The organism is Pelomonas baiyunensis, assembly GCF_043555935.1.
GTDB lineage: Bacteria > Pseudomonadota > Gammaproteobacteria > Burkholderiales > Burkholderiaceae_C > Pelomonas > Pelomonas baiyunensis.
Map to the genome: position 1 here is coordinate 210,703 of NZ_JBIGIB010000004.1, position 14,188 is coordinate 224,890.

The 14,188-nt window shown below is 69.4% G+C and carries 11 protein-coding genes and 1 riboswitch; of the genes, 5 read left to right on the plus strand and 6 right to left on the minus strand.

Annotated elements, in window-relative coordinates; translation table 11 throughout:
* The first annotated feature begins 67 nt into the window (after positions 1–67).
* Positions 68–637 (plus strand): hypothetical protein, encoded by a 570-nt coding sequence (locus tag ACG01O_RS15140; RefSeq protein ID WP_394385833.1) that lies wholly within the window; start codon positions 68–70, stop codon positions 635–637.
* 54 nt (positions 638–691) lie between these two features.
* Here ACG01O_RS15140 and ACG01O_RS15145 read toward each other — a convergent pair whose 3' ends face one another.
* The gene (locus tag ACG01O_RS15145; RefSeq protein ID WP_394385834.1) at positions 692–1,639 is read right to left on the minus strand and encodes a LysR family transcriptional regulator; all 948 of its coding nucleotides are present in this window, start codon (positions 1,637–1,639) and stop codon (positions 692–694) included.
* A gap of 13 nt (positions 1,640–1,652) precedes the next feature.
* Complete coding sequence (locus ACG01O_RS15150; protein WP_394385835.1) at positions 1,653–3,128, minus strand: M20 family metallopeptidase; 1,476 nt, start codon at positions 3,126–3,128, stop codon at positions 1,653–1,655.
* A 136-nt stretch (positions 3,129–3,264) separates the two neighbouring features.
* On the opposite strand from ACG01O_RS15150, the gene ACG01O_RS15155 reads away from it, so the two are divergent.
* From ACG01O_RS15155 to ACG01O_RS15165, 3 genes are read left to right on the plus strand one after another with little or no spacing between them, the layout of a single operon-like run.
* Positions 3,265–4,602, plus strand: coding sequence for a hypothetical protein (locus ACG01O_RS15155; protein WP_394385836.1), 1,338 nt, complete (start codon positions 3,265–3,267; stop codon positions 4,600–4,602).
* Positions 4,599–6,509, plus strand: a complete 1,911-nt coding sequence (locus tag ACG01O_RS15160) for an MORN repeat-containing protein (RefSeq protein WP_394385837.1) — start codon at positions 4,599–4,601, stop codon at positions 6,507–6,509. Before ACG01O_RS15155 ends, ACG01O_RS15160 begins: the two co-directional genes overlap by 4 nt.
* Before the next feature lie 50 nt (positions 6,510–6,559).
* A complete protein-coding gene (locus ACG01O_RS15165) occupies positions 6,560–6,751 on the plus strand; it encodes a hypothetical protein (protein WP_394385838.1) in 192 nt (63 codons plus the stop codon).
* A 70-nt stretch (positions 6,752–6,821) separates the two neighbouring features.
* Here ACG01O_RS15165 and metW read toward each other — a convergent pair whose 3' ends face one another.
* The 4 genes from metW to sppA form a co-directional block, all read right to left on the minus strand.
* Positions 6,822–7,397 carry a methionine biosynthesis protein MetW gene (gene metW / locus ACG01O_RS15170; protein WP_394385839.1) on the minus strand — a complete coding sequence of 192 codons (576 nt, stop codon included), beginning with the start codon at positions 7,395–7,397 and terminating at the stop codon, positions 6,822–6,824.
* Positions 7,394–8,569 carry a homoserine O-succinyltransferase MetX gene (metX, locus tag ACG01O_RS15175; RefSeq protein WP_394385840.1) on the minus strand — a complete coding sequence of 392 codons (1,176 nt, stop codon included), beginning with the start codon at positions 8,567–8,569 and terminating at the stop codon, positions 7,394–7,396. Before metX ends, metW begins: the two co-directional genes overlap by 4 nt.
* A gap of 46 nt (positions 8,570–8,615) precedes the next feature.
* Positions 8,616–8,691, minus strand: a riboswitch (SAM riboswitch).
* Positions 8,692–8,694: 3 nt separating this feature from the next.
* Complete coding sequence (locus ACG01O_RS15180; protein ID WP_394385841.1) at positions 8,695–10,275, minus strand: methyl-accepting chemotaxis protein; 1,581 nt, start codon at positions 10,273–10,275, stop codon at positions 8,695–8,697.
* Between the two features lie 193 nt (positions 10,276–10,468).
* Positions 10,469–12,352 carry a signal peptide peptidase SppA gene (sppA, locus tag ACG01O_RS15185; protein ID WP_394385842.1) on the minus strand — a complete coding sequence of 628 codons (1,884 nt, stop codon included), beginning with the start codon at positions 12,350–12,352 and terminating at the stop codon, positions 10,469–10,471.
* Between the two features lie 85 nt (positions 12,353–12,437).
* Here sppA and ACG01O_RS15190 point away from each other — a divergent pair, with 85 nt between their 5' ends.
* Positions 12,438–14,090 (plus strand): FMN-binding glutamate synthase family protein, encoded by a 1,653-nt coding sequence (locus tag ACG01O_RS15190; protein ID WP_394385843.1) that lies wholly within the window; start codon positions 12,438–12,440, stop codon positions 14,088–14,090.
* The last annotated feature ends 98 nt before the right edge of the window (positions 14,091–14,188 follow it).

Consider the following 14,188-nt stretch of genomic DNA (forward strand, 5'->3'; position numbering starts at 1 on the left):
CGGGGTCGGTGAGGAGGCCGGGGCCGGCGGTTCTTAGAATTTGATTATCCATGAGGGCTTTCACTCCATGACCTTGCCTCCCCCGGACCTGATCCAAGCCCTGCTCGCCCAACCCGACGACGCCGACCGCCTGATGCGCGAGGCCTGCGCCGCGCTGCGCAGCCAGCCGCCCGAGCCCGCCGCAACCGCCCCGATCGACCCCGACGCCCTGCGCGCCGGCCTGGCCCGCATCGCGCCCCTGCCCGACAAGGGCCTGGACGTGGTGCAGCAGCGGCTGCTCGACGACGCCCCGGCCGGCGCCTCCACCGACGGCATCGCCGCGCTGCTGCGCCCGGCCGAGCTGGCCTGGGACGAAGCGCAGGAGATCGACTGGGCGGTGCGCCACTGGGAAGCCTGCCGCGCCGCAGGCCAGCTGGACGAAGACCTGGCCGCCGACTTCGGCGACTACTGGCGCCGCCTGGAATGGAGCGCGCTGCGCCAGCACCTGGTGCTGCTGGGCCAGGGCCACGCGCAAGAGCGCCGGCTGCTGGCCTACATCGTCAAGACCGCGTCGCGCTACGTCGCGCTGTCACCGCTGAAGCGGGCGATGGAGGCGCGCTTCCCGGAGTTCTTCGAGCTCGGCTTCACGTTGAAGTGAGCGTCCCAGGTCCGGGCGCCCGGCCGGGCGCGAGGCAGGATGCCGGGCCTGGCCTCAGGGGCAGGTGGCGCAGCCCGCGGCCACCAGCCACGGGTCTTTGTCTTCGCCGCCGAAGATGTCCAGCAGGAAGTCCAGGAACGCGCGGGTGCGCGCCGGCACATATTTGCGGGTGGGCATGCCGGCCCACAGCGTGGTGCCGAACAGCCGCCACTGCGGCATGACGCGCTCCAGCGCTTGCTCCAGCAACGCGTCTTCCACCATGAAGCTGGGCAGCCCGGCCACGCCCAGACCGTGCAGGGCGGCGGCGTAGTTGGTGTCCATGTGGGTGGTGGACAGCACCGCCCGCGACGGCACGATGGGCAGCGTGATTTCCTCGCCGCCATCGCCGCGCTGCAGGGTCAAGCCCCGCATCAGTGCCGGCGTGGGCGGGAGCAAGGCATCGTGCTGCCGCAGGTCGTGCGGGTGCTGCGGGCGGCCGCGCTGGTCCAGGTAGTCGGGCGCCGCGCACATGATGAACTCGCTGCGCGCCAGCCGCCGCGCGATGAACTCACCATCGGGCAGTTCGCGCGTCAGAAAGATGGTGAGGTCGTAGCTGTCGTCCACGGTTTCCACCGGGCCGGGCGACGTGATCTCCAGCGTGACGCTCGGGAACTCGCGGTGGAACTTGGGCAGGTGCTTGGCCAGCTGGTGCACCGCAATTGCCGGCGGACACAGCACACGCAGCAGGCCGCGCACCTCTTGCGTGGCGGAGGCGGCCAGCGCCGCGGCCTCGTCCACATCCGCCAGGATGCGCCGGGCCCGCTCCAGGTAGGCCTCGCCGATTTCGGTGAGCGAGATGCGCCGCGTCGTGCGGTTCAGCAGCCGGGTGCCCAGGTGCTCTTCCAGCTCCGCCACCAGCCGCGTGACGACCGCGGGCGCCAGGTCCAGCGCCCGGGCCGCGCCGGCAAAGCTGCCCTCGTCGATGACGCGAACAAAAACCTTGATGGCGCGGAGCTGGTCCATCCGACCGGGTCGATCAGGGGTGGGCGGCCATCACCTGCGCCACGGCCGCCGTCAGCCGCTTGCCGTAAGGCACGTGCAGGAACTCGTTGGGGCCGTGGGCGTTGCTCTTGGGGCCCAGCACGCCGCAGACCATCATCTGCGCCGACGGGAAGCCCTTTTGCAGCATGCTCATCAGCGGGATGGTGCCGCCCTGGCCGATGTAGCCCACCGGGGCACCGAAGTGCGTCTGGCTGGCGTCGTTCAGGGCCTGGCTGAGCCAGGGCGACAGGTCCGGGGTGTTCCATCCGGTGGCGCCAAAGGCGCCGGCCCGGCCGTCGGGCGTGAACGTGACCTTGGCGTTGTAGGGCGCGTTGTCTTCCAGCAGCGCCTTGAGCTTGAGCGCGGCCTCGTTGCCGTCGATCAGCGGCGGCAGGCGGAGGCTCAGCTTGAAGGCGGTGTACGGGCGCAGCACATTGCCGGCGTTCTTCAGCTCGGGGAAGCCGTCCGCACCCACGACGGACAGCGTCGGGCGCCAGGTGCGGTTCAGCAGCACTTCGACCGGGTCGGTCGTCACCGGCAGCACCGGGCCGCCGTCCGCGCCGCAGGCCCAAGGCATGCGCTTGTAGACCTCTTCCTTCAGGATGGCCGCCGTGGCCTGCGCCTGCTCCAGGCGGGCACCGGGAATCTCGCAATGGAAGCTCTCGGGCAGCAGGCGGCCGGTCTTGCTGTCTTCCAGGCGGTCCAGCACCTGACGCAGGATGCGGAAGCTCGACGGCACCGCGCCCGACGCGTCACCGCTGTGGATGCCCTCGGTCAGCACCTCCACCTTGAGCACGCCCGACACCATGCCGCGCAGCGAGGTGGTCAGCCAGAGCTGGTCGTAGTTGCCAGCGCCGGAGTCCAGGCACACCACCAGCGACACGTTGCCCAGGCGGGGCTTGAGGATGTCGATGTAGGCCGGCAGGTCGTAGGAGCCGCTTTCCTCGCAGGTCTCGATGATGCCGACGCAGCGCGGGCGCGGAATGCCCTGCTGGTCCAGCGCCATGATGGCCGTGAGCGAGGCGTACACGGCGTAGCCGTCGTCGGCGCCGCCGCGGCCGTACAGCAGGCCGTTTTCGTACTTGGGCGTCCACGGGCCGAGGTCGCTGCGCCAGCCGCTGAACTCGGGCTGCTTGTCCAGGTGGCCATACAGCACGATGGTGTCGTCACTGCCCGACTTGGTGGACGGCACCTCGAAGAAGATCACCGGCGTGCGGCCCGGGATGCGCACCACCTCCAGCTTCAGGCCCGCCACCTTCTTGCTCTCCACCCACGCTGCGGCCTGGGTCAGCACCTTCTCGATGTGGCCGTGGGCGGCCCAGTCGGCATCGAACATCGGGCTCTTGGCCGGGATGGCGATGTAGTCGGTCAGCGCAGGGACGATCTCTTCGTCCCACACGCGTTCGGCAAAGGCGCCCAGCGCGGTGGCTTCGTCGGCTTGAAGGGGCAGGTGGGGGTCTCGTGCATTCATGGCGGTACTTTCAGCGCAGGATGGCCGCGCTCAGGGCAGCGCTTGTGGCGCGGGTGAGGCGAAGCAGCCAGTTTAGGCCGCTCGGGAAAACTACCGGCGTGCGCTGTCATGCGAAACGCTTAGGCTCAGCGGCACCATGACACGCCTGCTGCTGCTCCTGCTCGTCACCCTCACCCTGGCAGGCTGCGCCTCCGGCCCCAAGTTCACGGTGGACGATGGCCGCAAGGTCAACGAAACCCTGCTCGCCGGCATGCGGGCCTACGGCGCGGGCGAGCGGCTGATCCGCCCGGCCATCGCCCGCAGCGCCCAGCTCAAAGACAAGGAATGCGACAAGCAGTGGGAGCTGCCCTTCGCGGTGGCCACCAGTGCCGGCTGGAGCGTGGACGACCGGGTGGCCTGGGCCCGCGCGCTGCAGGTGGACGAACGGCTGACCGTGATTGCCGTGACGCAGGACTCGCCCCTGCCCATGGGCACCCGCATCAACCACGTGGCGGGTCAGGCCAGTGACGACGGCGAGCGGCTGCTGGAATGGCTGGCCGAGGCACGCGACGCCGGCCGCCCCTTCACCGTGGGCACACCGGGCGGCAAGGGCGTCATCGTCACGCCCTTCGAGGTGTGCCGGGGCTACACCCGCTTCGCCCCGCCCAACACGCCGCAGCTGCAGGACTACCACTGGCTGCTGAGCCTGCACCCGCTGGAGGTGACGCAGGCCGAACCCACGCCCGACGAAGCGCTGTGGGCCGTGCTGTGGACGCAGGGCTTGTCCGAGGAAGGCGGCGCGCGGATGAAGACCTACCACTACGCGATGAAGATCGGCGGCGCGCTGTACAACATCGCCACGCTGGCCTCGGGCGTGAAGGCGGCGGCCGTGGCGGCCGATGCCGCCATCAGCGCCGCCCGCAGCGCCGCCGCCAGCGCCGCCAGCGAGTTCCTGAAGCAGCAACTGATCGAGCAGGGCAAATCGCTCGCGATGCAGCGCATCCGTGAAGGCCTGACCGATGCCGCCCAGCAGATCACGCGGCAGCAAGCCGTGAACGTGATGCAGGCGGCGGCGGCCAACCGCGGGTCGCTGTCGGGGGTGTCGCGCATCGCGGCAACGGCCTTCGAGCGGGCCGACGCCTGGGCCTTTTCGCGCATGAACACCTTGGGGGCGCCCCCGCTGGCGGGCTTCACCCTGCACCAGAAGATGGTGGAACGCAGCCTGGCCGCCAACGCCCTGGTGCTGGACGCCGACCGCCTGGCAGCGCTGAACAAAGTGGCGACCGAGCGGGGCCTGGAGGCGCAGGTGGTGGCCATCCTCGGCGGGCTCAAGGCCGACAGCCTGGTGGCGGAAATCGGCGCCATGCCGCTGGCCTCGGCCCAAAGCGGCTTCTCGTTTGAAAGCCCGGACGACCCCGGCGCCGGTCGCTTCTCGCGCGGCCTGGTGGACGCCATGCTGGAAATGCCAGCCGAGTCGGGAACCAAGAAAAAATGAAATCGCTGCCGCTGTTGGCCCTGCCCCTGGCCCTGGCTTTGTCTCTGGACCTGGCCGGCTCGCCAGCCACCGCCCAAACCCCGCCGACGGTGCCTGCTTCGGCGCCGCCCCTGGCGTCCACCCCCGCATCTGCCGTGGTGGCGGAGCCCGCGGCCAGTGCCGCCTCGGCGCCTGAGGGCGCCGCCTCCGAGCCCGCCGCCCCGCCGCCACCTCCGCCGGCCAGCTGCGCGCAGCTGACCAGCCGTGCGCTGTCGGCCGACCTGAAAGCCGCCACGGCCCAGTCGCAAAACCAGGCTTTGCAAGCCCTGGTGGAGTTGCACGACGACGCGGTGGCGCAATGGACGGCCGCCCTCGCCCGCTGCGAGGGCCGCGCCAAGGAACGCGCCCAGCGCAACCTGGCCGACAGCCAGAAATCGCGCGATGCCCTGGCCGAACGCCTGCAGGCCGGCAGCCAGTGCGAAACCGCGCACCGCGAGGCCAGCGCGCTGCAGGAACTGGCCCGCGTGGCCTTCGGCGAGCGCCGCTTCCCCGACGCCGCCAGCCTCTACCGCAAGGCCGAGGGCATGTGGGAACTGGCCGCCGAGCAGTGCACCGGCACGCAGCAGCAGATCGCCCAGCGCCGCCACGAGCAAAGCGAGATCGACGGCCACAACGCCGAGTTCTGCGCGCCGCCGTTCGAGCGGGCGCGGGAGTTCTCCACCAAGCTGCGCAATGGCGGCGCCGCCCTGCCGCTGGCCGAACGCCAGTTGCAAAGCCAGATGGGCGAGACGCTGTGGCGAGACACCGCCAAGCTGTGCAAAGGCAGCGCGCAAGAGCTGGCGCTGAACAACGCCCAAGCCCTGGCGCGCGACCGCGGCACGCCGTGGGTGGCCACGCCCCTGCCGGCCGCACCGGCGCAGGCCGCCGCTGCGGGCAAAGGCCCCGCCGTCGCAGCGACCGGCAAGCCAGCCCCCCCCGGCGCAGCGACGGCGGCTGCGGCCCCCACCAAGGCCGGAACACCGTCACCCGCACCTTCACCTGCGCCTTCACCCGCACCGACGGCGGCTGTGACTGCGGCGGCTGCGGCCCCCGCGGCGACGGCTGCTGCGGCCCCCGCGGCGGCGCGGGCGGCGCCCCCCGCCGCCGCACCAACGCCAGCGCTCGCCGCAGCAGCCGCCGCAGCGCCGGCCCCGGAGCCCAAACTGTTCGACCGCACCGCGGGTGACACCCGCTACGTGGGCCAGTTCGTGCGCAACGACGACGACACCGTCACCGGCACCGGGCGCGTGGAGTGGAAGAACGGCGACGTGTACGAAGGCCCGCTCACCCACAGCCGCCGCGAAGGCGTGGGCGAGATCCGTTGGGCCAGCGGCCAGCGCTACCGCGGCGAGTGGGTCAGCGACCGCGCCACCGGCAAGGGGCTGATGGTGTTTGCCAACGGCAACCAGTTCGACGGCACGCTGGTGGACGGCCAGCCCGAGGGCGAAGGCAAGCTCACCTACGCGTCGGGCGACGTCTACACCGGCCAGATCCGCCAGGGCCTGCCCCACGGCAAGGGCAGCTATGTGTGGATCAGCGGCCAGCGCTACGAAGGCGACTGGGTGAACGACACGCCGCAAGGCATGGGCCGCATGCGGTTCACCAACGGCAACCAGTACGAGGGCCAGTTCGCCGCCGGCTTGCCGCAAGGCCGCGGGCGCATGGTGTTTCCGAGCGGCGATGTGTACGAAGGGCAGTTCGAGGCCGGCCGCTCGCACGGCGACGGAAAATACGCCTGGAAAAGCGGCGAACGCTACGAAGGCGCCTGGGCCCGTGGCCTGAAGCACGGCACCGGCGTGTTCACCTGGCCCACGGGAGACCGCTGGGAAGGTGTCTTCAAGGACGACGAACGCACCGACGATGGCGTCATGTTGCGCAAAGGCAATTAGCCGTCGGCCAAAACCGCTACGCTCAACCCATCACACCAAGGACTCCTGCCATGAAGACCCTGCTCTCCGCCGTCGCCCTCGCCATCGCCTTCGCTGCCCCCGCGGCCGAGGCCCGCGTCGCCAAGCACCAAGGCCACGCCCAGCACACCGCAGGCGCCACCAAGGCCAAGACCGGCGCCAAGAAAACCGTCAAGGGCAAGCACAAGAAGGCCGGCAAGAAGGGCGCCAAGAAGGCCGCCTGAGGCTCACCCGGGCCTGCTGAGCCGCCGGGAGGCGGCCAGCGGCCGGTCGTTCCGCGCGCGGCGTGGCCCGTTACTCGCGCTGGAACTTGAACACCGCCACGCTGGCCCGCAAGTTCGGCAGCGTGCGCACCACGGCCCCGTTCTGCAGGCCGAAGCTGTCCAGGATGGTCAGCCGGTTTTTGCGGGCCAGCACGCCGAAGTCGGCAAACGTGCCCACCCGGATGTTGGGCGTGTCGTACCACTCGTAGGGCAGCGCCCGCGTCACCGGCATGCGCCCGGTGAGCACCTGCAGCCGGTTGGGCCAGTGGGCAAAGTTCGGGAAGCTGACGATGCCCATCTTGCCCACGCGGGCGGTCTCCTTGAGCATCTGCTCGGCGTTGTGCAGGTGCTGCAGGGTTTCGAGCTGCAGCACCACGTCGAAGCTCTGGTCCTCAAAGATGGACAGGCCTTCTTCCAGGTTGCGCTGGATGACGTTCACGCCGCGCTGCACGCAGGCCAACAGGTTGGCGTCATCCAACTCCACGCCGTAGCCACTGCAGCCCTTGTGCTGGATCAGGTGCTGCAGCAACTCGCCCGTGCCGCAGCCCAGGTCGAGCACGCGGGAACCGGCCGGCACCAGGGCCGCGATGGCAGGATCGAAGCTCATACCGCCACCCCCTTGACGGCTGCGCTGCGCCCGGCGGCGGGCAGCTCCGAGGCGATGCGCTCAAAGTAGGCCCGCAACACCCCGTGGTAGCGCGGGTCGTCCAGCAAGAAGGCGTCGTGCCCATGCGGCGCGTCGATCTCGGCGTAAGACACGTCGAGTCGGTTGTCGAGCAGCGCCTTGACGATTTCGCGCGACCGGGCCGGCGAGAACCGCCAGTCGGTCGTGAAGCTCGCCACCAGGAACTTGGCCCGGGCCGCCGCGAACGCGCGGGTCAGGTCGCCGCCATGCTCTGCAGCCGGGTCGAAGTAGTCCAGCGCCCGGGTGATGAGCAGGTAGGTGTTGGCGTCAAAGTAGTCGCTGAACTTGTCGCCCTGGTAGCGCAGGTAGCTCTCGATCTGGAACTCGATCTCCTGCGTGCTGTAGCCCAGCGCACCGGTCTTGAGTTCGCGGCCGAACTTCTCGGCCATCACGTCGTCGCTCAGGTAGGTGATGTGGCCGATCATCCGCGCCACGCGCAGGCCTCGCTTGGGCACCACGCCGTGGGCGTAGAAATGGCCGCCGTGGAAGTCGGGGTCGGTCACGATGGCGCGGCGGGCCACCTCGTTGAACGCGATGTTCTGGGCCGACAGGTTGGGGGCGGTGGCAATGGCCACACAGTGGCCCAGGGCGTCGGGGTAGCGCAGCGCCCAGTCCAAAGCCTGCATGCCGCCCAGGCTGCCGCCCAGCACCGCAGCCAGGCGGCGGATGCCCAGCCGCGCCACCACGCGGGCTTGCGCGTCTACCCAGTCATGCACCGTCACCACGGGGAAGTCGGCGCCCCAGGCCTGGCCGGTGGCGGGGTTGATGTGCATGGGCCCGGTGGAGCCGAAGCAGGAGCCAAGGTTGTTCACGCCAATGACGAAGAACTTGTCGGTGTCCAGCGGCTTGCCGGGGCCGATGAGGTTGTCCCACCAGCCCTCGCTCTTGGGCTGGCCGGCGTAGGTGCCGGCCACGTGGTGGCTGGCGTTGAGCGCATGGCACACCAGCACCGCGTTGCTGCGGTCGGCATTGAGCTGCCCGTAGGTCTCGACCACCAGGTCGTACGGCCCGAAGCTCGCACCGCTGCGCAGCGGCAGCGGCTCGTCGAAATGCAAGGTTTGCGGCGATACGTCGCCGACGCTACGGCCCGTCATGGCCTCACTCCGAAAAATAAAAAAACCGGCGCCACTGTTGCGGGACGCCGGTTGCTCGGAGTCCTGTTTAGCGGCATTTGTAGAGCGCCCGCAATCTGGATCAAATCGGCGCTGTCAGCAGCATTCTAGGCTCTGCCGCCTGCAGCCTCCAGCCGGAACTGAGCCACGGCCCCCGACAGCAGCTGCGACTGCTCGCGCAGGCTCTCGGCCGCTGCCGCTGACTCCTCCACCAGCGCCGCGTTCTGCTGGGTCATGTGATCGAGCTTGCTGACCGAACCGTTCACGGCCTGGATGCGGGCGCTTTGGTGCGCGGCGCTGTCGGCCACCGCGCCGATCATGTCGCTCACGCGCTGCACCGAGTGGACGATCTCTTGCATGGTGGCCCCGGCATGCTGAACCAGCTGCGTGCCCGCATCGGCCCGGGTCACGGACGCTTCGATCAGCGTCTTGATCTCGCGCGCCGCACCGGCCGAGCGCTGGGCCAGCGCCCGCACTTCTCCCGCCACCACTGCAAAGCCGCGACCCTGCTCGCCGGCTCGCGCGGCTTCCACCGCAGCGTTCAGCGCCAGGATGTTGGTCTGGAAGGCGATGCTGTCGATCAAGCCCACGATGTCGCCGATGCGCTTGGAGCTGGTGTTGATGTCTTCCATGGTGGTGACGACCTGCGCCACCTCGTCCCCGCCGCGGCGGGCCACCTCGGCCGCACCCAGGGCGAGGTCCTTGGCGTTCAGCGCGGCCTCGGCGCTCTGCTGCACGCCGGTGGTGAGGTCTTCCATGGAAGCCGTGGTCTGCTGCAGGCTGGAGGCCGCCTGCTCGGTGCGCTGGCTGAGGTCCAGGTTGCCCGAGGCCACTTCGTCGCTGGCGCCTTCGATGCGGTGAGTGGAGTTCTTCACCTGCCCCACCAACTCGCGCAAGCTGGTCTGCATGGCGTCCAGCGCCTGCAGCAGCTCCGAGGCTTCATCGCGGCCCACCGACCGGATGGTGCAGGTCAGGTCGCCGCCGGCAATCGCACGGGCCACGGTGCAGGCATAGCGCATGGGGCTGATGATGGTGGCCGAGTTGATGAGCGTGAGCGGCACCACCAGCACCATGATCATGCCCAGCACGGCCAGCGCCTCGTAGGCGATCTGGCGCATCTCGGCGTCGAATTCCTTCTGGGTCTCGACCACCTCGCCCTGGATGATGGTGGAGATCTTTTCCACCCGCTGCTCGATCTCCACCATCGTGCCCTTGGGCTTGCTCAACATGCGGTCGGCCGCCCGAGCGGTGTCATAGGTGCCGGCTTCGATCTGGCGCAGCACCGGGTCCGCAACCGTGCGGTACTCGGCCAGCAAGCGGATGGCTTCGCGGGCGTGGGGGTTGTCTTCGTCCTCCTCGCCCTCCAGCAACTTGTTCAGGGCCGTGACGAGGCGCTGCGCCGCCGCGTCCCAGCGCTCACGGTCCTTGCGCACCTGCTCGGGCACCTCGTACGCGATCACCATGTCCTTTTCCGCCAGGCGCACATCGGACAGCGATTGGCGGATGGCCGCCACCTGCTCGATCTCGTGCACCGAGTGGTGCATGAAGTTCTCGTTCAGCGCGGCCAGGTGGCGCCCGCCAAACAAGCCGGTGAGGCCGATGGCGGCGAACATGCACAGCACCATGGCGATGGCGCCGTGCATGCGGGTGCGGATGGTGAAGCTGCGCATCCAGGTGGCGACATTCATGCCCGTGTCTCCTTGCCGAGCCGCCCGCGCGGCCTCGTCTGGGCATCCTAATGAAACTGCCCATCCTGGCAAGCACGCCAGCTCCGCCCTTTGAGCTAGGCCAAACCGCTGCACAAATCTGCACTTGCGTGCAGCAGTTCTCGCCCCGCGCGGAACCGGTGCGCTGCGGTCGGGCCGATCAAGCGTACGGCGCTCAGGGCGACCCGCACAGGCAGTGCACCGCCGCAGCGCGGTCCCAGCGGCCTTGGGCGGCCACGCGGGTCAGGGCGTGCAGCGCGGCGAGTTCCTCCACGGCCGGCGCCGGCAGTGCGTCCAGCCCCAATGCCTGCCCCACGGCCTGCGCCAGCGGCGGTGCCACGGTGTCGGCAAACGAGGCCAGCAGGCGCTCGCTGCGGCTGAGGTCGCGCTCCACGTACACGCGGCGCACGCGCTCGCCCGGCTTGGCGTCCAGCTTGGCCAGCTGGGCCGCGGTCTGCATGGCGTCCTCGAAGCTGCCGAGGCGGTCCACCAGGCCGCGGGCCAGGGCTTGCGAACCCGTCCAGATGCGGCCCTGGGCCACGGCGTCGATCTTCTCGGGCGTGGTCTTGCGGGCCTGCGCGGCCAGCGTCGTGAACTGGCCGTAGATGTGCTCCACGCCGGCCTGCACTGCGGCCTTGAAGCGCGGGTCCAGCGGGCGGCGGGGGTCGTAGCCGCCGGCCAGCCAGGTGGTGGTGACGCCGCCGGTGTGCAGCGATAGCTTGTCCATCAGGCCCTCGGCTGTTGGCAGGATGCCAAACACCCCGATGCTGCCGGTGATGGTGCCGGCGTCGGCCAGCACCGCGTCGCTGCTCATCGAAATCCAGTAGCCGCCCGAGGCCGCCACGTCGCCCATGGACACCACGACCGGCTTGCCCGCCTGGCGGGTGAGCTCCAGTTCGCGGCGGATGATTTCCGACGCAAACGCGCTGCCGCCGGGCGAGTTGATGCGCAGCACCACGGCCTTGATGGCGTCGTCCTCGCGCGCCTTGCGGATCAGGCGGGCGGTGGAGTCGCCCCCAATGCGCCCCGGGCCCACGTCGCCGTCCACGATCTCGCCTTCGGCCACCACCACGCCCACGCCCGGCTGCTGCTTGCTCGGCGGCGTGGCGTCCTTCAGGCGGGTCAGGTATTGCGCCAGCGACACCTGACGGAAGCTTTTGCTCTCGTCGTCCTTGGCGCCCTTGGCGATCAGCAACTCGCGCATCTGGTCGCGGGTCTTGAGGCCGTCCACCCACTTGAGCTGCAGCGCCAGCTGGGCCGCATCCCCCTTCACGGCGGCCAGGCGCTGCGGGATTTCGTCGATGCTGCGGGCGATGCTGCCCGCCTCCAGCTTGCGCGCGGCTTCCACGGTGCCGGTGAAGCCGCTCCAGAGTTCCCCGTAGACCAGGGTCTCGGCTTCCACGCTGGCGGGGCTGGGGCCGTTGGCGATGTAGGGCTCGGCAAAGCTCTTGTAGGTGCCCACCTTCATCACGTGGGCCGTCACGCCCAGGCGGTCCAGCGCGTCCTTGTAGTAGGTGCGCCAGCGCCCAAACCCCTCCAGCATCACCATGCCCATGGGGTGCACGTACACCTCACCGGCTTGCGCGGCGAGGAAGTAGCCGCGCTGGCTGTAGCTGTCGGCATAGGCCAGCACCGGCTTGCCGCTGACCTTGCGGAAGCGCTGTAGCGCCGCGCTCACCTCGTGCAGGCTGGACATGCCGGCGCCTTGCAGGCCTTCCACGTCCAGGTACACCGCGCTGATCTTGTCGTCGCGCGCCGCTTGGTCCAGCGCGGCCAGCACATCGCGCAGCCGGGTCTGCTTGGGCGTGCCACGACCCTGGGCCTGCGCCATCAGTTGGTCACGCGCACTGCCCGAGAACTGCTCGACGAGGTTGCCCTCGAGCTTGAGCACGAGCGTGGTCTTGTCGGCCAGCGGCTTGGGACCACGCGTGGCGATGGCCACCCCCACCAGCACCACCACGGTCAGGAAGATCAGGTTGAGCACGGCACGGCGGGTGCCGTCGAGCACGCGCCATGACTTGGAAAAAAACCAGCCGATTGCGGAAAAAACTGACTTCATCGACGACTGCCTTGAGGGTTGATGCCGGGCGATTCTCATGGGAGCGGCCGTAAGCTCCGCTCGTCATGGTCACGGAGGGACTCCCATGCACACTTGGCCGGAATGGTTGAGACGTCTCAACGACCACTTTCCCCTGCGCTACGCCACCTGGATGCTGTGCGGCGCCTTGGCGCTGGGCCTGGCCCTGACCTGGCAGGCCGGGTTGACCCACGGCCTGCTGGTGGTGCTGTTCCTGGCGCTGACGATGCTGGGCCTGCGCGACTCCATGCAGGAGCACCACTCCATCCTGCGCAACTACCCCGTCATCGGGCACCTGCGCTTCCTGCTGGAGTTCATCCGCCCCGAGATTCGCCAGTACTTTCTGGAGGGCGACAACGACGCCGCGCCGTTCTCGCGCGCGCAGCGCTCCATCGTCTACCAGCGCGCCAAGGGGGCGCCCGACCAGCGCCCCTTCGGCACCCAGCTGGACACCGGCGCCCGGGGCTATGAGTGGATCAACCACTCGCTGGTGCCCACCCACCTGCCCACGCACGACTTCCGCATCACCATCGGCGCGGGCTGCGCCCAGCCCTACTCGGCCAGCGTCTTCAACATCTCGGCCATGAGTTTCGGCGCCTTGAGTGCCAACGCCATCCTCGCGCTGAACAAGGGCGCGCAGATGGGCGGCTTTGCGCATGACACCGGCGAGGGCTCCATCAGCGTGCACCACCGCGTGCACGGCGGCGACCTGATCTGGGAGATCGGCTCCGGCTACTTCGGCTGCCGCAACGACGACGGCAGCTTCAACGCCGAAAAGTTCGCCGCCAACGCCTGCGACCCGCAGGTGAAGATGATCGAGCTCAAGCTCAGCCAGGGCGCCAAGCCGGGCCATGGCGGCGTGCTGCCCGGCCCCAAGGTGACGCCGGAAATCGCCGCCGCGCGCGGCGTGCCGGTGGGCCAGGCCTGCATTTCGCCCGCTCGGCACAGCGCCTTCTCCACCCCCATCGAGATGATGCAGTTCATCGACCGGCTGCGCACGCTGTCCGGCGGCAAGCCCACCGGCTTCAAGCTGTGCATCGGCCACCCGTGGGAGTGGTTTGCGTTGTGCAAGGCCATGCTGGAAACCGGCATCACGCCCGACTTCATCGTCGTGGACGGCGCGGAGGGTGGCACCGGCGCCGCGCCGCTGGAGTTCACCAACTACGTGGGCGCCCCGCTGCAGGAAGGGCTGCTGCTCATCCACAACACGCTGGTGGGCCTGAACCTGCGCGACAAGATCAAGATCGGCTGCGCCGGCAAGGTCACCACCGCCTTCGACATCGTGCGCCTCATGGCGCTGGGCGCCGACTGGTGCAACTCCGGCCGCGGCTTCATGTTCGCGCTGGGCTGCATCCAGGCCCAGGCCTGCCACACCGGCCACTGCCCCACGGGCGTGACCACGCAAGACCCCCAACGCCAACGCGCCATCGTCGTGCCCGACAAGGCCCAGCGCGTGGCCAACTTCCACCAAAACACCCTCAAGGCCCTGAAGGAACTGGTGGAAGCCGCCGGACTGCAGCACCCCAAGGAGGTGACGGCCCAGCACATCGTGCACCGCATGGACAAGCACGAGGTGCGCTTGCTGGCCAACCTGCTGCCGCTGGTGGAGCCCGGCGCCATCCTGCGCAACGAGGTCACGCACAACACCTTCAAGATTTACTGGCCGCTGGCCAGCGCGCACAGCTTCTCGCCCCAGGGCAACATCATTCGCACCCCCTGAAAGTGGGTGCGCGACCACCCCGCCCGGTCGCGGGGGATGTTGACCACGAACTAGGGGGGTGAGGCGCAAAGCCCGCACAATTCGGGTCTCGTTTTTGC